This window comes from Clostridium estertheticum, assembly GCF_011065935.2.
Taxonomy (GTDB): domain Bacteria; phylum Bacillota; class Clostridia; order Clostridiales; family Clostridiaceae; genus Clostridium_AD; species Clostridium_AD estertheticum_A.
This window is the reverse complement of sequence record NZ_JAAMNH020000001.1, coordinates 2468349-2485831: the sequence shown is the minus strand read 5'-3', so window position 1 is coordinate 2485831 and position 17483 is coordinate 2468349. Positions and strand designations below refer to the sequence as shown.

The window sequence follows — 17483 nt, the reverse complement described above, 5'->3', positions numbered from 1 at the left end:
TATTCATCTGGAGGTATACTTTAATGAAAAATTCAACAAAACATTCAATTGTTATAGGTTTTGCACTATTTGCAATGTTTTTCGGTGCTGGAAACCTGATTTTTCCACCATTCCTCGGAAAAGCTGCAGGAAGCGCATTTTTTGCATCCATAATAGGCTTTCTCATTACAGGAGTTGGTCTTCCACTAGCTGGAGTAATTGCCTGTGCCAAAATTAATGGTACTTACGACAAAATGGCCAATAGAGTTGGTAAAAAATTTGCTATAATAACCGGCATAGCTTTAATTCTTGTTATAGGACCGTTATTTGCAATTCCAAGAACCGCTGCAACAACTTTCGAGCTTGGAATACATCCTATATTTCCATCTGTTTCACAAAACATAGCAGTTATATTGTATTTTGCAGTAACACTTGCATTTGTGCTTAAACCTTCTTCAATAATTGATAATATAGGTAAAATACTTACACCCGCGCTTTTGTTAATGCTGGCTATAATTATATTTAAAGGAATAATTGATCCCATCGGACCAATTGTAAATACATCTTACAAAGGTGGATTATCAAAAGCTTTAATAGAAGGTTATCAAACAATGGATGCTATGGCTTCTGTTATATTTGCAGGAATAATTATTTCCTCTGTTAGATCAAAAGGTTATGAAAATGCAAAGGATATAATGAAGATGACTATAAAATCAGCTTTAGTGTCAGTAGCGGGTTTAGCCTTTGTATATGGTGGACTTATGTATCTTGGAACACAAACAAGTACTTTGTTTCCAGCAGATATAGCTAGAACTAAGCTAGTTACAGAACTTGTTAAGTTAGACCTAGGCAGTATCGGTGCAGTTGTTCTTGGTTTATGTGTTGCTCTGGCATGCTTAACAACTGCTATAGGATTACTTGCAAGTGGAGCAGAATTCTTTGCTAATGTTACAAAGAATAAAGTATCTTACAAAACTTCTGCTGTTATTATGGCTGTAGTAAGTGGATTAATAGCTACAAAAAACGTTGATTCTATAATTACATTGGCAGGTCCTGTTTTACAAATTTTATATCCAATTGTAATTGTTCTTATAGTTATTACATTGCTTGGTGATAAAGTGAAAAGTAATACGGTTGTTGCTATAACTACATACACAGCGCTATTTATAAGTATTTTAGATACTATAAATGGTATATATCCAAATAGCATTGGATTTCTTAAATTTATTCCTCTAGCCAGTTCAGGATTCGCATGGCTTATACCTACTGTGCTAGCTTTTGTAATTTGCAACCTTTCAATAAAAGCAAAAGAAGATGCTGTAAATGAAGATTTAGAATCAGAAGTAGCTTAAATATAGCAATTCAAGGGGATGTCTCAAAATGATTAAATTAATCATTTTGAGACATCCCCTTTTATATATTTTATTATCTTTTCACCAAAGGAAATGCAATAACATCTTTAATTGAATAAGCCCCAGTTAAGAACATAATCATTCTATCTATACCTATTCCTAGTCCTCCTGCTGGTGGCATACCAGTATCAATGGCCACTGCAAATTCTTCATCCATTGGACTTGCTGTTTCAAGCCCAGCCCTAAGCTTATTTGCTTGCTCATGTAAAAGCACTCTCTGCCTTAGTGGATTATTAAGCTCCGAGTAAGCATTTCCGAGCTCAACTCCATAAGCAAAGGGTTCAAATCTTTCAATAAGTTCAGGATTATTTCTATGCGCTTTGCAAAGTGGTGAAGATTCAGCAGGATAGTCAATTACAAAGGTAGGTTGTATGAGATTGCCTTCAATGTATCCTTCGAATAACTCTATAATAAGTTCTCCTTTAGATACTTCTTCTAAATCTAGACCTTCCTGCTCCTTTTCTACTAATAAGCCTTTTTCATTTATACTTTTAGCGATTTCTTCTCTTGACATGTGCTCTACGTCTATTCCTGTTTCTTCTTTTACTAAATCACACATAGTAGCTCTTCTCCAAGGTGCCTTAAAATCTATTTCCACACCATCACAACAAACCTTTGTGCAGCCGTTTATTTTATTGAAAACATAATCATAAAGGTTTTCCATAAGTTCCATCATATCCTTATAATCTGCATAAGCCATATAACATTCAAATAGCGTAAACTCTGGATAATGTGTTCTGTCAATTCCTTCATTTCTAAAGGACCTCCCAAGTGTATAAACTCTTTCAATTCCCCCAACCATAAGTCTTTTTAAATAAAGCTCTGGAGATACATTCATATATACTTCAGAATCTATTGCATTTACAAAGGTAACAAAAGGCTTTGCTTCTCCACCGCCATATTTAGTATCTAAAATTGGCGTTTCTACTTCAATAAACTCTTGCTGATCTAGAAATTCACGAATAGCTGACATTGCCCTTGAACGTTTAATAAATCTTTCTTTTACATCATTATTCATAATCATATCCAGTGAACGGTGTCTTTGTTTTAAGTCAACATCTTGAATACCATGAAATTTCTCTGGTAGTGGTCTTATGGATTTTGAAAGCATTGTCACATTATTGGATCTTATTGTGATTTCTCCTGTTTTTGTCCTAAAAATAGTACCCTCTACTCCAATTATATCTCCAATATCAATTAGTTTTAAAAATTCGAATTTTTCCTCGCCTAAAGCTTTTTTATTAAAATATGCTTGAATGTCTCCACCTTGGTCTCTTAGGGTTAAAAATATTACTTTCCCCATCCTCCGCATAAGCATTACTCTTCCCGCTACAGTAAATGATTGCTCTTCATTTATATTTCCAAAATTATCTATGATAAATTTCGAATGTGTTATATTTTTGAAACTGTATGGATATGGATTTACACCTTGTTCCATCAGATCATTTAATTTTTTAACTCTCTCAACAACAAATTCATTTGCATCTGACATAATAGTTTTTAAATTTTCAATATTAACATAATCTCTAAACATAATAATACCACCTTTTTTTATTAATATTTAATTCACTCCAAGCCTAACATAATAAAATCTAGACAAAATAAAAAAACCCTCACCCCCAAGACTATATAGTCTTGGGGACGAGAGTACATAATTTCGTGGTACCACCCCAGTTTATCAACATGTCACCATATTGAACTTATAAAGTACGGCATAAAAAACCACTGAAGTGGCTTCATTAACGACTTTAAAAATATCGTTAATAATGCTTATACTATAGCTCTATAACGGGAGCTCCCGGCACAGTCTACCCCTAAAAATTAGGCTCAATGTGAAACTCAGAGGCCTTTTTCGACAAATAATTCTTCCTCCTTCTCAGCTAATAGGAGTTCTCTGTAAAAAAATCACCTACATCAATTACCGTTACTTCGCTTATATGATTCGTTTATGATAATGTCTTAGTATACCGTTTTTGATTACGTCCCTCTGTTGTTTTTATAAGCACTATTATTTATAGTAATAATTTTAGACTTTTCTAGCAATTTAGTCAATTAACGTGTTATACTTTTATTAACACGTAGAAGACAATAATTTAAGGAGGGATACTATTATGGTAGATAAAATTCAAACCCCAGAAGAAAATGTTCAATATGAAGGTAATAAAATAATAAGGCTTTTTGTTTATGGTACGCTTTTGAAGGGAAATAGCAAGCATGAAAAGTTCCTATCCGGAGCCAGATTTGCAGGGTATTTTACAGCTGATGGCTTTCAATTATATGATTTCGGTAGTTATCCACTAATAATTCAAAATGAGATTGATAAGATTAGAGGCGAGATGTACATTGTCGATAATGATATATTAGAAAAACTAGATATATCTGAGGAAAAAGCTAATTTATTTACGAGAAAATTAATTAGAGTAATTAATGATAATGAAGAGGTTCAAGAAGCTTATGTCTATGTGTATAATAAGGATGTTTCAAAAAATATTAAAGTTAGCTCTGACAACCAACCTAGGGGAGCTTTAAAAAGAAACGATTATGTCTGGTATGCAAGCTATGGATCTAACCTGATTTATGAAAGATTGATAATTTATATTAAAGGTGGAAAGTGTAAATTTAACGGAGTGACTTATGGCGGTTGTAGAAATAAATCACTACCAAAGGATACAAGGCCAGTAACTATTCCTTATAAAATGTATTATGGTAATGAAAGTTCTCCTTGGGGAATTGGTGGAATTTCATTTTTAGATACTCAGGGTAGTGGAAGCGCCTTAGGTAGAATGTACCTTGTTACTGAAGAACAATTTGAAGATATTTCAAAGCAAGAGGGACATGAAGAAAATTGGTATAATCAGACTATTTCATTAGGAGAGTACAATGGTATTGAAATTGTTACCATTACTAATAAAAATAAAAGACCATATCACGACCCTTCTGACAATTATCTTGGAGTAATCAGAATGGGTATAAAAGAAACATATCCTGATATGAGTGACTTTGAGGTAATGAAGTATTTAGTTGAATGTGGATTAGAAAAGAAATAGATTTCAACAAAGAGGTGACGGGGGTAGTCACCTCTTTGCTATTTAAACAGCTTTTTTTAATCATATAATGTAAATCCTTTAATGATTTTACTTGCATATTAATACAAATTACATGAAATATCTGCCTTAAATCTCAAATTATATGATATACTGCTAAGTACAAGAGATAAATGGAGGCTAACATGATTAAGAAATTTAGAATTAATAAAAAGTTATTTAAACAACTAGATTTTGGCATAATAATTATTTGCATAATTATTATGTTATTTGGTTCGTTAAATATTTTAAGTGCTACGCAATATCTTTATAGAGGAAATAATATTGTTACTACCACTATAAATTTTCATTTTCTTAAGATGCATTTGTTATGGCTTATGATAGGGTTGTCTGTAATGTATTTAATACTTCTTATAGATTACAAAGTTATCCAAAGTTATGCAAGTATAATATATTGGTTCGGCATATTCCTACTTATACTTAATGCAATAATGCCAGTCAAAGTTAATGGAGCAGAGTCTTGGCTAAAAATAGGACCATTACCTCAATTTCAACCCTCGGAATTTGTAAAGATTGCATTAATAATTATGATTGCTAAACAATTAGATGAAATGGACGGAAATATAAATAATATAAAAAACTTTCTTAAGCTTTGCGTTTATGCTATTATCCCAGTTGTTTTTTTATTAAAGCAGCCTGATATGGGAATGACTATGTTTTTTTTCTTTATCCTTCTAGGCATGTTTTTTATTGCGGGGCTAAATTCCAAGACTATTGTTGGTGGCTTAATAGGAGTGTCTGCTACTATAGCATTAGTTTGGAATTCAGGGCTAATTAGAATTTATCAAAAGAATAGATTGATATCTTTTTTATATCCAGATTTAGATCCTCTAGGTACTGGTCTTCAACTGACCATGTCTCAAATTGGGATAGGCAAGGGTGGAATTTTGGGTACTGGGTTTTTAAAAGGCTCCTGGGCGGCTGTTGGAAGCACCCCTGAATCCAGCACAGATTGCATTTTTTCAGTTGTGGGAGAAGAGTGGGGTTTAGTCGGTGCAATTTTTCTTCTAACTTTGTATGGATTATTAATTTATAAGTTGGTTAAAATTGCTAAAGATTCTAAGGATATATTTGGTACAATGTTAACTGCAGGTATTATATCTATGTTTTTGTTTTCTATTTTGCAGAATATAGGTATGAATATAGGCATTATGCCTATTACAGGACTTACTCTTCCTTTTATGAGTTATGGAGGAAGTTCAATAATTACAACTTTCATATGCATTGGTCTTGTTTTAAACGTAGGCATGAGGAGAAAGAAATTCAACTTTTAGGTGATTAATTTTTTAATTAACAGGAGGTAACAAACATGAAAATATTCAGTAATATATTCTCTGCAGAACCTAAATCAATTTATAGATTTATTGAAGAGGGCAACATAGATGAAATAAAAAATTATTTGAAGGTGGCTAAGGATTTAAATTCTGACTTTAAAGTGGAAAGTATACTTCATTATGCTATTAATAATAGTAAAAATAACTATTTTAAAACAATTGAGCTTTTAATAAATAATGGTGCTGATATTAACAGTCATCACAGTGAATTCTTAGAAACTCCTCTTCATAAACTTTGTTCAAGGATAAAACCTCAGATAGACGTAATAACTATGATACTGGATAAAGGAGCTGAAGTTAATGCAATCAATATATCCGGTAAGACCCCAGTATTTTACTGCAGCTTTAATTATTCTGTTGAGCTTCTGAATCTTCTTGTAAAATTTGGAGCGGATATCAATATAAAGGATAAATATAAAAATACACTTCTTCACGATGATTATATTAACTGTTTTGATGAACATTTTGAAGATTTTTTAAAAGTTCTCATAAGTCTAGGCTTTAACATAAATTCAACAAATTCTACAGGAATGACTCCCTTGGATTATTGTGAAAATAAAAAAATTAAAGCTATTTTAATAAAATACAATGCTACTAGATAATATTCACATATTTATTAAAAAAGTTTAATCTTATGAGGAAAACTAAGTTTCTTTCAAAGATTTTCCTTTCGTTGGCATCTGGTCACCCTTTTACACCGAAACAATAACTTTCTTTAAAAACAGGTAAAAAAAGCCCCAAAGATATCTTTCTGGGGCTTTCTTTACTACTCATAAGCTGAATAAAACTTAATGTCAAATTATCTTTACCTGTAAGGTGTTCTTTATCAATTCTTCTTTGGCAAAATAAATTATTAACAATAGAATTAATATTGTTAAAATACTTTGTTGAAAAAGGAGTCTGCTTCAAACTGCTCTGATATGAAGTGCTTACCCTCTATTATTTTATCATCTTTAAATATCCAAAGTACACACATATCCTGGTCAAAATTAGTTCCTTCCTCTCTATTAGTCCGAATGTGCTGACACTCCAAAACATAATTATCGTTTGCTCCAATAACCATCTTTTCGACTTTAACATTAGATTTTCCCATGATGCCTCCCATCTTATCAAAAAATGAAATAACCTCTTCAATGCCTACTTTTGTCCCACTTAAGGGGTTTTGCCCCGGAAATACCCATTTTACGTTTTCAGATAATACTTGTTTAATACCATTTAAATCATTTCTACTATATGCCAGGAAGAATTTATCAATAATATTTACATTTATATGCTCCATGCTTTTTTCTCCTCTATTTCTTAATCTATTTTTTATACTAAATTAAAATTATTATAACACAAGAATAATTGAATAATAAATGTGGAGCCACTATTTCATATGATGTTGCAATTAACTACAAAAAAAACCACCGAAATATATTCCAGTAGTTAAAACGATGGTTTACTAAGCTCAAGCTTTAAATTATTCTTTTAAGTCCTTAATATCTACTTGTATAAGTCTATCTGTTTTTAAATCCTTTACTTGAATAACTTCATCTTTATCAGTACCAATACTTTCGAGCCATACAGGATTATCTTTATATGTGACATTTATAATACCATGAGATTCAAGTATTTCCGCTAATCTTTTTTTGTCCAAACTTATCAACTCCTTATAACTATAGCATTAGAAATTATTAATATTTTATACTACTAAAATACATTATTCACACTTTTCATCACCTGAATATAATAATGTAGTATTATTTAGTACAATTAAATCTTCCAGCTCTTCACCTATATAGTTTAACTTTTCATTTACATTTTGCTGTTTATTAATAATAGGTATTGCATTCTTATCTAACTTAATGATAAAAATAGAGCCTAAGGCCATTATAATCCCCAATAGTTTAACCCCTAAAATCACTTCTTTAAAAAATAAATATGAAATAATAACAGAAACCACTATTTCAATGGAACATATGATACCTGCTTTTGATGCTTCAACTCCATAAGACAATCCAGTGATATACAAAATATATGCAAGTACTGTTGGGATTAATCCTAAACCTAGGATACTTACCACTATAGGTAAACTGTATTTTACATACAACAAATTTAAGGGGTGAGAAAATGGCACTAAGAATATCCAACCAAATAGAAAGCTATATAAAATAATGGTCAATGGGTGATAATCATCTATGATTGCTTTACTTATAATAGTAACTAAAGCATAAGTGAAACCTGCTCCTATTCCAGTTAGAACACCTAATGAGTTGATGTTTAAAGTATCCAGCGATCCTCCGGTAACAGTTAAAAATGAACCAATAATACATAAAAAAAGTGCAGAAATTTTAATAGGGGTTAGTAATTCTTTATAGAATATCCTTCCCATAATGATTAAAAAAACAGGTGCTGTATATAATAAAATAACGGCTGTAGCTATAGTAGTCCTTTTAATTGTTTCAAAATATAGCACATTGAAAAGTGCTTGTGAAAAAAAACCAATTAAAGCAGTATACTTTAATCCCCTTTTATCAAATTTTAATAATTTTTTATCTTTAAAAGAAATAAAGATAAACATTATAAGAAATCCTACAAATAGTCTACAGAACACCACAAGTTTTGGATCAAAACTATAACCAAAAAATATCTTTCCAAACAATCCTACAGTGCCCCATAAACTTCCTGCTAGCGCAATCATTAAATATCCTTTTATTTGCTGCATATTAAATCCCCCCATCTTACTTTATTATATGCTTTTATCTTACCTTCTGCACTAACAAACTGTTACAATCTTATGCATACATTAAAAAGAAGAGGGTGCCCATAAATTTTAGTTTTGGGGCATCCTCTAAATTTATTAATCTTCTTTACTGTCAATTCTAAAGCACTGACCAGTGTGTTACTCTTAGTTTCAGTTTTGTCCATGGATTTTATTATATATTATCATCACGCCAGTTATTTAAGAATTCTTTTACAACATCGAAGCTTGGACTTTTCGCATTTCTAACATAATAACCTGATGTTGCAACTCCTAAAATTAAGGATTGTTCTGGACTTAGATTAAGAATTTGTCCAAGGCAAAAGCCTGCATTGAAGTTATCCCCAGCACCTGTTGTTAGTATTGGACTTGCTGTATAAGGGCCATCAACATGATAGTAGTTCTCTCCAACTACTGCTGTTGCTTCTATTGTTGGGTGTATAACAAGACAATATATATTTATTTTTTTTGATATTTGCTCAGTTAATGTTTTTAAGTCAATCTTATCAGTATTATCGCATTTATATCCTTGTACTCCTAAAACATCTGCTATTTCAACAGCTTCTTTTAAATTAAGTCCAAGTATTACATTGAAGTATACATTAAATCTTTCTATAAGCTGCAGTGCTTCAATAATATCCTCGTTAGTTCTTTTCTCTGGATCCGCCAAATCAAAGAACATGAATCTTTTTCCTTTACTATTATTAATATTAGGGAGAACCTCCTCTATTATGCCCCTCCATATATTACTCATATGTGGAAGCATAGTCCAGTTTTCAAGTCCAAAAAGGCTTGAATCATTTATAAGCTCCCTAAGCTTAGGTATACCAATAATTTTTTTTATATTTTCCCAATTTACATCATTAAGGGAATCAAGTTTACCAATCATTAGTTTTCCATCTTCAAATTCTAGAGCATCAGTAGTACCTGGACTCGCTATGGAATATACCTCACCATTTTCTTTCATATGTTGAAACACATTGTCTACTTGAGGATATCCAAGGGCTCCAATATAAGTTAGGCCGAGTCCATAGGTTAAGAACGCATTGCTTAATATTGGGCCGTTACCACCAAGTTTTTCCTGCAATACTACCATTTCAAAATTAGTACTAAGTCCAGCAGCTTTTACTATTCTTTCTCCAAATTCTTTAATCGTTTTTATTCTATCAAATTCTGTTACACTTTTTCTTTTTCCTACCACATGAACAATTTTATCAACAAAACCATCCAAACCAATTAAGACTTTTTCATTATCCGGCCTTTTACTCTCTAAATCAAGCAATAGCTCATTAATCTTATTTTTAAATTCCATTATCATAAATTTTCCTCCAATATATGTCATTTTTCTTTAATCATACAATAACAAAGAGAAGTTGTCCACTAAACCCTTTTTATCCCAACGATATCACATTCTATTTAATCTACTTTTAAATTTTTATAGCATTCCACGTGGCGGGCCAAGTGCGGTTAATTCCACCGCTAGTGCTCCCAAAAATAAACAGGTATTGTATATTATCACCTAATATATGATTTTAGGTTTAATCATACTTTAACTATTAAGTTGTCCTGATAAGTGTTACAATTATATATATATATGTTAAATTATTCAAAAGGAGTGATGAGATTTGGCAAATATAGCACTTTACAAGGAGAAGGAAATTCTTGAAGCTGTAAATTTGTGTAGTAATGATGGAAACTTAGATAACAAGAGCATTGGTTGGTCTAGAAACCCAGTATTTAACTGCAATCTTAAAGGTAAATGGCTTCGAAAGAAGAAGTGGAATTATTGGTGTATAACAAATAATGAATGTCTTTTCTCAGTTACCATATCAAATATTGATTATGTGGGTATGGCTTTTGTATACTTTTTAGACTTTAAAACCCACAAGTTTATCGAAAAAACAATTATGACTCCTTTTGGTAGAGGTTATTCAATGCCTAAAACAGTACATGAAACTGTGTCATTTAAGAATTCTAAATTAGAATTGCATTTTATAAGTGGCGAAAAAAGCACTCTAATTGTTGCAAAATGTAGTGATTTTATGGGGAGTTCAATGGAAGCTAATTTCAAAGTAATTTACCCTGAAGGTCATGAAACATTGAATGTTGTAGTCCCATGGAATAAAAAATCATTCCAATTTACTTCTAAACATGAATGTCTTCCTGTGGACGGAATGCTGAAGGTTGGAGATAGAATATATTCTTTTAATCCTGAAAATACATTTGCTTGTCTTGATTTTGGAAGGGGCATATGGCCTTATAAAGTAACCTGGAACTGGGCCAATGCATCAGGAATCATAAAAGATAGAAGCATAGGGCTAAATTTAGGTGCGAAGTGGACAGATGGAACCGGCATGACAGAGAATTGTATTGTTGTTGATGGTAAAATAACAAAACTCAGTGAGGATATAATCTTTGAATATGATAACAAGGATTTTATGAAGCCCTGGAGTATTAAAACATCTATTACTAACAAAATAAACCTTAAATTTGTACCATTTTATGAAAGAATTGCAAAATCAAATCTTATTATTTTAAAATCAGAAGTACATCAAATGATTGGCCATTTTTCAGGTAGTATTGAAACAGATACAGGGGAATGTATCCTTATAGATTCTATTCTAGGATGTTCTGAAGAACATTATGGCCAGTGGTGATTACAGACTAGTCTTACAAAAATAAGATTGGTTAAACAGTAGAATCTAAGTTTACCTTTTGATTCTACTGTTTTTTTCATAAAGTACTGTAATCATATCTCCCCCTTAGCCTAATAGATATAAAGATAAGAAATCCACCAATTAAATTAACAGGAAGTTTTTTTTAAAAACAAGAGCTTAGCCTTTATTTTTACATTGACTTATATGTTTTTATATTTGCGTATCTCTTATTTCAATTTCAGTACCTTCGGGTGCTTTAATTTTAAATAAATATCCGTCCTCTACCTTATATATTTCTTCTCCATTTTTAATCTTGAAATTAATATAACCTAATTTTTTTATCCTATCAAATTCTTCTTTAACATTATCCACTAAAAAACATATATGGACTATTCCTTCATTTAATGAACTCCAATTCTTTAATTTATCGCCATTTTTACCTGTCTGTAATTCAATCATAAATGTTCCCAGTCTTAACCATGTATTAAAATCTCGTTCATGGAAATTTGCTGTTTCTGTAACTAATTCAAATCCTAAAATTCCAGTGTAAAATTGAAGTGATTCTTCATATTTTTCTGTTTGAATACAGACATGGTGCATCATTTTTATGCTCATAATAAATCCTCCTTGCTTTTTATTTTCTTCCTAAAATATCTTAGATTCAAATATTCCTCCGTTATTTTCAATATTTTTTTTGGAGGCAATATTGTCATCATCACAGGTAATTAGAACTTTATCTATATTAATCATTGCAGCTCTTTGCATTCCTATTTTATAAGAAAAAAGCACTAATTAAATATGGTAATATTGCTATAATCCCAATGATTTTTTTACTTGCTTTTTCATTTGTGTCATCCCATGTAAATAAATAAGTTGCAAGAATAAAAGACAATGTACCTCCACAAATTAGTGTCAACATTGAAACAGTTGGGATACCAAAATTATTTGCGTTAAATGCCATAGTATTAAATAAATTCATTGAATGTGTTGACGGAAAAATATTTGATATTTTTTGTATGTTTTTAGAAAGTATATCTGTAGGCATCATAATACCCCCAAGCATCATTGAAGGTAAAAATACAAATTGAGCTAAAAGCACTGTTATTCTGCTATTTGGTGAGCATACACCCAATAATGTTCCTAAACCTAAAAATGAAAATAATATAATCAGATATGATAGAACAAAGCCTAAATAATTTTGTGGCATTGACGCATGAAATATGTTTGCACTTGTTAAGATTATAATAATTGAAACTATTGTAATATGAATAGCAGTTGTAATAATGGGTATTAGTAATGCCGCTTTAGAGCCTACTCCATATATCTTATAGCTCCTGTAAATCCCTTTTTCCCTGGATGAAACTATTGGGTTAGGCATCCCTAATAGAGTACTAACCATTATGGTAAACACTATCATTCCAGGTATCATAGTCTTATTAAAACTCTTGTTAATGCTTGGCATAATTATTGACATCATAAAATAAAATGCCAATGGAAATAAATAATTCATCAGCAGTAAAGATTTATCTCTTATTACACTTTTAAATTCAAATTCTAAATGATTTAATACCGCCCTCATTATTTCCCCTCCAGTCTTGTAATATCCATAAATCTCTCCTCTAAAGTAGCCTTTTCAACGATAATATCCACCAACTTATCATTGTTAGTTTTGATATAAGTTAAAATATCTGTTAGAGCTTTCTCAATATCCTGACATTTAAAAATTACATAGTCCTCATTTTCTTTTTTTACTATAACTTGTGTTAAGTTTAGTTTTATTAATGAATTATCTCTTGTTTTTACAAGAATTTTTACATCTTTATTACCTGAGGTAATAATGTCATTAGGCGTACCTTCTGCAACTATCCTGCCTTTAGATAAGATTGATACCCTGTCAGCTAACTCTTCAACTTCATTCATATCATGTGAAGCAAGTAATATGGCTGTTCCTTTTTCTTTTTCTTCCCTCATAACATTGTGAAGTTCAACCCTTGTATGTACATCAAGCCCAGCCGTAGGTTCATCAAGAATTAGGAGTTTAGGATTATTTGATAAAGCAATTGCAAGTACCAATTTCCTTTGTTGTCCTGTAGAAAGGTTTCTGAATTGGGTTTTACGTTTACTAATTAAATCAAATCTTTCAATTAAATCAAACCTTATCTTATTTCCAAGATATAATGAAAACATTTTAATTGCTTCTTCAACCGTTATGATTTCAGGTAACGCCGATGATTGTAATTGAACTCCTAATATTTTAGCTATTTTCTTATATTCTTTTTCTGGATTTATTCCGTTAATTAAGATTTTACCATCACTAATTTTTCTAATTCCTTCAATACATTCCAAGGTGCTTGTTTTACCTGCTCCATTAGGTCCGAGTAACGCAAATATCTCACCAGAGGATACTTCAAAGCTTATATTATCTATAGCCTTAAATTTCCCATAGCTTTTTGAAAACTTATCTACTAACAAAATTGGTTTCATTTTTATCCCCCTTTTCACACTTACTTAATAAATAATATGCTATTCATACAGTAATTATTTAAATCATTTAGTATGATTTATCACAATAAACAGCAATGTCTTAATCTTTTTATTAGAATCATTTAAAAAATCAATAAACATAAAAACCATTTACTATATTTTAGCATAATTACCTTTTTAATCACAGTTGTTATTGTTAAAAAATGGCCCACTTACCCTTAGTATTACATTTTCAAGTTCTAAAGCATTATTAATAATTAATATCACTTGACAATAGATATCATTTGTATTATTATAATATCATAATAAACTTTACTATTAGGAGGAATTAATTATGAAATTTGAATTACCAAAACTATCTTATGAATACGGTTCACTTGAGCCTTATATAGATGCTAAAACAATGGAAATACATCACAGTAAGCATCATCAAGCTTATGTGAATAACTTAAATGCTGCTTTAGATAAATATCCAGAGCTTTATGATAAAGGCTTAGAATGGTTAATAAAAAATCTAGAGGAGATTCCATTAGATATAAGAGTGGCTGTTAGAAATAATGGTGGAGGTCACCTTAATCACAGTATGTTTTGGAGTGTTATGTCACCAGTTAAAGCGGGCACCCCAAAATTAGAATTAATCAAAGCTATTGATGAAAAATTTGGAAACTTCGAAGCTTTTAAAGGTGAATTTGCAAAAGCAGCAACAACTAGATTCGGAAGTGGTTGGGCTTGGCTTGCAATAAATAAAAATAAAGAACTTGAAGTTATTTCAACTGCAAATCAAGATAATCCAATTAGCGACGGATTGATACCTATCTTAGGATTAGATGTTTGGGAACATGCATATTATTTGAAATTTCAAAACAGACGTCCTGACTATATTTCTGAGTGGTGGAACGTAGTTAATTGGGACTATGTATCAGATCTATATCTAAATGCCATAAAGTAAAACCAAAAACAAGGCTGTAAGTGATTGAATGTCACGCAGCCTTGTTTTTTATTATGAAACATGAATTACTAGTTTGTACTATAATGTTGGATGTATTCTCCTTTTATATAGCTGCATAAATCTTCTCTTTCTTCTCCTGTAATCATCTTATAATCATTAGTTACCTCTCCAAGTAAATTATGTGCGTAGCCACATATAATGATGCAAGAGTTGTTCTGAATCCCTTTGGCTTATCATATGTTGCTGCTTTACATTCACCTGTGGTAGCTATTCTATCATACAAGTTCTTTATAGATTTTATTAGCTTCCTTGTATTTTCTTTTATTCTCAAGGTGCTCTATTAATTTTAGTTTTATAGGTTTACAAAGGTTAAAGTAATTTATGCTTTCATAGTAAGGTAATATTTTTTTTGTAACCTCTTCGTAAAACACAATTTCTTCTAAGTGATAAATACTTAAGTAGAAAAATTGTAGTAAATTATAGTAAATCGAGCATTCATATTCTTTGGTTAAATACTTATTAAATACCTCTTTACATTCCTCAATTCTCTTTAACTTAATACATGCCTCTACATAATTAGACGCAGATAAAAGAGGATCACCATCTGTTTCTAAAGCCTTTTTAGTCCAAACTATGCTTTCTTCATACTTTTCTTTGCAAAAATATAAATAAGACAAACTGATATATAAATGTCCTAAAATTTTATTGATATTGAAATGCGTGGCTCCTGTTAATGCTGCTTTAAAATGCCTCTCTGCTTTTTCATATATTTTTAATTCTGTATAACATATTCCTATATAATTATGGCACCATAGTGCATTAATGTACCTTCCGTTTCTTTCATAGCTATCTAGTGCTTTTTCTAGATAATATGTTCCCTTTAATGGTTCATTGTTAAAACAGTATGAAAATCCTAAATTATAATTAAGCCAAGGAGTTTCGTTTAGTTTATAGTATATTAATAAATTTTTTTCAATATAAATGATTTGATATTTTCATGTAAATTCTATAAACTTATAATAGATAACTAAATATGGGTATTTCATGAAAAATAAACATATTCCACTAGTAAGAGAAGTAACGAACACATACTGCAATTATCATTAGTTAAGTGGAAATTATAGATAATTACGTAACAATTTCAACAAAAAGGAGATGTACATATATGAAAAAATGTTATGACCAAAGAGTACCAACCATAAAAGAAGCCAAACTATTATTAAATGAAGCAGAGATTTTATTTCCAGGACCCTGGGTACAACATTCAGTTTTTACTGCGGAGGCAGCTAAGCTAATAGCTGAAAATTGCAAAGAGTTAAATTCTGAAGTGGCATATGTATTAGGTTTGCTTCATGATATTGGGAGGAGAGGTGGTCTACCAAACGGAATAACAACTATAGGACACCTGTTGGGTGGCTATAACTATTCTAAAAAACTTGGATATGATTTATTAGCAAAAATTTGTATAACTCATTCTTGCCCAACTAAAAGTATTTATGATATTGAAGAAGTTGTAAATAAAACCTGCAACGTTCAAGAATATAAGTTTGTTGAAGACTATTTTAATAAAGTGGAATATAATGATTATGATAAATTAATACAGTTGTGTGATGCTTTAGCATTACATAATGGTTTCTCACTTATAGAAAAAAGATTGATTGATGTTGCACTGCGACATGGAGTAAATGAATATAATGTTCCCAAATGGAAAGCCTTCATGGAACTTAAACAATATTTTAATGAAAAAATAGGCAAATCTATATACAGCATATTACCAGGCGTTATTGAGAATACTTTTGAATTATGAAAATAAATTTTCTATCAAGAAGATATAATTTTAATTCGAAATATTCTTATCGTAGGAACTAAATTTAGGAAATCTGTAGTAGTCTTAATATATTATACATCTTTTAAATACTACACTAAGTTTTTACTGGAGATGCTATGATTGGAGGGGATTAATATTTATTCTGATTTACATATTCATTCGTGTTTTTCGGATGGTACGAATACAGTAGAAGAAATTTTGAAATTATCGAAATTAAATAAGGTACAATGTATATCTCTTGTAGACCATGATACTATTGAAGGCGTTGCTGCACTTCAAGAAGCTTCAAAAGGATATGAAATAGAGGTTATAAATGGCATAGAGATTTCAACATCAATAAATAGAACCAGAATTCATATTTTAGGTTATGGTATAGATATTAATAATAGTAAGTTGACTAATTACTCAAATAAGATATCACTGGCTAGAACTGAGAATACAAAATCTATTTTAGAAAACAATATTGTTAGAGGAAGTATTGATTACAATTGGAATGAAGTACTAAAGTATTTTGGTGAGTATGCGTGGATTAATTGTAATCACGTCTATGAAGCAATGATGCTTGATGGTATTTATAATGACTGGAGCAAGTATAGAGATTTTTATTTAGCTAATTTTGGAATTAATAGTGGTGTATACGAAGATATAGAAGGATTTACTCCTGAATCAGCTATAGATATTATTCTAGAATCAAAAGGAATACCAGTTCTAGCACATCCAAAGTTAATTAATGATGATTCTCATATCTTAAAGTTAGTTGAAGTAGGTTTGAAGGGTATTGAATTATATCATCCTACTCAAGATGTTAACGATATCATGAAGTATAAAGAAATGGCAAATTACTTTAACCTTGTTGTTACTGGTGGAACAGATTGGCATGGACAATTAGGTATATATGGTGCTAGTATTGGTGACTGTGGTATAAACCAAAATGATTATTGTAAGTTTATGTACATGCTTAATAAGTAAAGTGAGTTGCGCTTGTAAATAAAT

At 30.6% G+C, this 17483-nt stretch carries 18 protein-coding genes and 1 pseudogene; 8 read left to right on the top strand and 11 right to left on the bottom strand.

Annotated elements, in window-relative coordinates; translation table 11 throughout:
• Window positions 1-23 precede the first annotated feature (23 nt).
• Window positions 24-1331 (top strand): branched-chain amino acid transport system II carrier protein, encoded by a 1308-nt coding sequence (brnQ, locus tag G9F72_RS11600; protein WP_164957538.1) that lies wholly within the window; start codon window positions 24-26, stop codon window positions 1329-1331.
• Window positions 1332-1404: 73 nt separating this feature from the next.
• Here brnQ and lysS read toward each other — a convergent pair whose 3' ends face one another.
• A complete protein-coding gene (gene lysS, locus G9F72_RS11595) occupies window positions 1405-2925 on the bottom strand; it encodes a lysine--tRNA ligase (RefSeq protein WP_164957539.1) in 1521 nt (506 codons plus the stop codon).
• Between the two features lie 577 nt (window positions 2926-3502).
• Here lysS and G9F72_RS11590 point away from each other — a divergent pair.
• The 3 genes from G9F72_RS11590 to G9F72_RS11580 all read left to right on the top strand — a co-directional run bounded on the left by G9F72_RS11590 (window position 3503) and on the right by G9F72_RS11580 (window position 6431).
• Window positions 3503-4438, top strand: a complete 936-nt coding sequence (locus G9F72_RS11590; protein WP_164957540.1) for a gamma-glutamylcyclotransferase — start codon at window positions 3503-3505, stop codon at window positions 4436-4438.
• Window positions 4439-4620: 182 nt separating this feature from the next.
• Window positions 4621-5769: a rod shape-determining protein RodA gene (gene rodA / locus G9F72_RS11585; protein WP_164957541.1), complete on the top strand. Its 1149-nt coding sequence runs from the start codon at window positions 4621-4623 to the stop codon at window positions 5767-5769.
• Window positions 5770-5804: 35 nt separating this feature from the next.
• The gene (locus G9F72_RS11580) at window positions 5805-6431 is read left to right on the top strand and encodes an ankyrin repeat domain-containing protein (protein ID WP_164957542.1); all 627 of its coding nucleotides are present in this window, start codon (window positions 5805-5807) and stop codon (window positions 6429-6431) included.
• 272 nt (window positions 6432-6703) lie between these two features.
• Here G9F72_RS11580 and G9F72_RS11575 read toward each other — a convergent pair whose 3' ends face one another.
• From G9F72_RS11575 to G9F72_RS11560, 4 genes are all read right to left on the bottom strand, one after another.
• On the bottom strand, window positions 6704-7108 hold the full coding sequence (locus G9F72_RS11575; protein WP_164957543.1) for a nuclear transport factor 2 family protein: 405 nt from the start codon (window positions 7106-7108) through the stop codon (window positions 6704-6706).
• A gap of 183 nt (window positions 7109-7291) precedes the next feature.
• Window positions 7292-7468, bottom strand: a complete 177-nt coding sequence (locus tag G9F72_RS11570; protein WP_164957544.1) for an H-type small acid-soluble spore protein — start codon at window positions 7466-7468, stop codon at window positions 7292-7294.
• Between the two features lie 63 nt (window positions 7469-7531).
• Window positions 7532-8536, bottom strand: coding sequence for a DMT family transporter (locus G9F72_RS11565; protein WP_164957545.1), 1005 nt, complete (start codon window positions 8534-8536; stop codon window positions 7532-7534).
• Window positions 8537-8747: 211 nt separating this feature from the next.
• A complete protein-coding gene (locus G9F72_RS11560; protein ID WP_164957546.1) occupies window positions 8748-9890 on the bottom strand; it encodes a carbohydrate kinase family protein in 1143 nt (380 codons plus the stop codon).
• 307 nt (window positions 9891-10197) lie between these two features.
• Here G9F72_RS11560 and G9F72_RS11555 point away from each other — a divergent pair, with 307 nt between their 5' ends.
• Window positions 10198-11229 (top strand): DUF2804 domain-containing protein, encoded by a 1032-nt coding sequence (locus G9F72_RS11555; RefSeq protein ID WP_224676093.1) that lies wholly within the window; start codon window positions 10198-10200, stop codon window positions 11227-11229.
• Between the two features lie 210 nt (window positions 11230-11439).
• On the opposite strand, the gene G9F72_RS11550 is transcribed toward G9F72_RS11555, so the two are convergent.
• The 4 genes from G9F72_RS11550 to G9F72_RS11535 are packed head-to-tail and all read right to left on the bottom strand — an operon-like array spanning window position 11440 to window position 13713.
• Window positions 11440-11844, bottom strand: a complete 405-nt coding sequence (locus G9F72_RS11550; protein WP_164957547.1) for a VOC family protein — start codon at window positions 11842-11844, stop codon at window positions 11440-11442.
• A 30-nt stretch (window positions 11845-11874) separates the two neighbouring features.
• On the bottom strand, window positions 11875-12018 hold the full coding sequence (locus tag G9F72_RS11545; RefSeq protein ID WP_224676092.1) for a hypothetical protein: 144 nt from the start codon (window positions 12016-12018) through the stop codon (window positions 11875-11877).
• Window positions 12002-12808, bottom strand: coding sequence for an ABC transporter permease (locus G9F72_RS11540; RefSeq protein WP_164957548.1), 807 nt, complete (start codon window positions 12806-12808; stop codon window positions 12002-12004). The genes G9F72_RS11545 and G9F72_RS11540 overlap by 17 nt, the downstream gene beginning before the upstream one ends.
• Window positions 12808-13713: an ABC transporter ATP-binding protein gene (locus G9F72_RS11535; RefSeq protein ID WP_164957549.1), complete on the bottom strand. Its 906-nt coding sequence runs from the start codon at window positions 13711-13713 to the stop codon at window positions 12808-12810. The genes G9F72_RS11540 and G9F72_RS11535 overlap by 1 nt, the downstream gene beginning before the upstream one ends.
• Window positions 13714-14047: 334 nt before the next feature.
• On the opposite strand from G9F72_RS11535, the gene G9F72_RS11530 reads away from it, so the two are divergent.
• Window positions 14048-14662: a superoxide dismutase gene (locus G9F72_RS11530; protein WP_164957550.1), complete on the top strand. Its 615-nt coding sequence runs from the start codon at window positions 14048-14050 to the stop codon at window positions 14660-14662.
• A 275-nt stretch (window positions 14663-14937) separates the two neighbouring features.
• Here G9F72_RS11530 and G9F72_RS11525 read toward each other — a convergent pair whose 3' ends face one another.
• Together G9F72_RS11525 and G9F72_RS27605 are read right to left on the bottom strand one after the other, a co-directional pair.
• Window positions 14938-15339: a tetratricopeptide repeat protein gene (locus G9F72_RS11525; RefSeq protein WP_224676091.1), complete on the bottom strand. Its 402-nt coding sequence runs from the start codon at window positions 15337-15339 to the stop codon at window positions 14938-14940.
• A gap of 57 nt (window positions 15340-15396) precedes the next feature.
• Window positions 15397-15621: pseudogene (locus G9F72_RS27605) on the bottom strand (tetratricopeptide repeat protein); the annotation flags it as partial.
• A gap of 206 nt (window positions 15622-15827) precedes the next feature.
• Here G9F72_RS27605 and G9F72_RS11515 point away from each other — a divergent pair.
• Together G9F72_RS11515 and G9F72_RS11510 are read left to right on the top strand one after the other, a co-directional pair.
• A complete protein-coding gene (locus tag G9F72_RS11515; RefSeq protein WP_164957551.1) occupies window positions 15828-16469 on the top strand; it encodes an HD domain-containing protein in 642 nt (213 codons plus the stop codon).
• Window positions 16470-16610: 141 nt separating this feature from the next.
• Window positions 16611-17459: a PHP domain-containing protein gene (locus G9F72_RS11510; protein ID WP_164957552.1), complete on the top strand. Its 849-nt coding sequence runs from the start codon at window positions 16611-16613 to the stop codon at window positions 17457-17459.
• Window positions 17460-17483 lie beyond the last annotated feature (24 nt).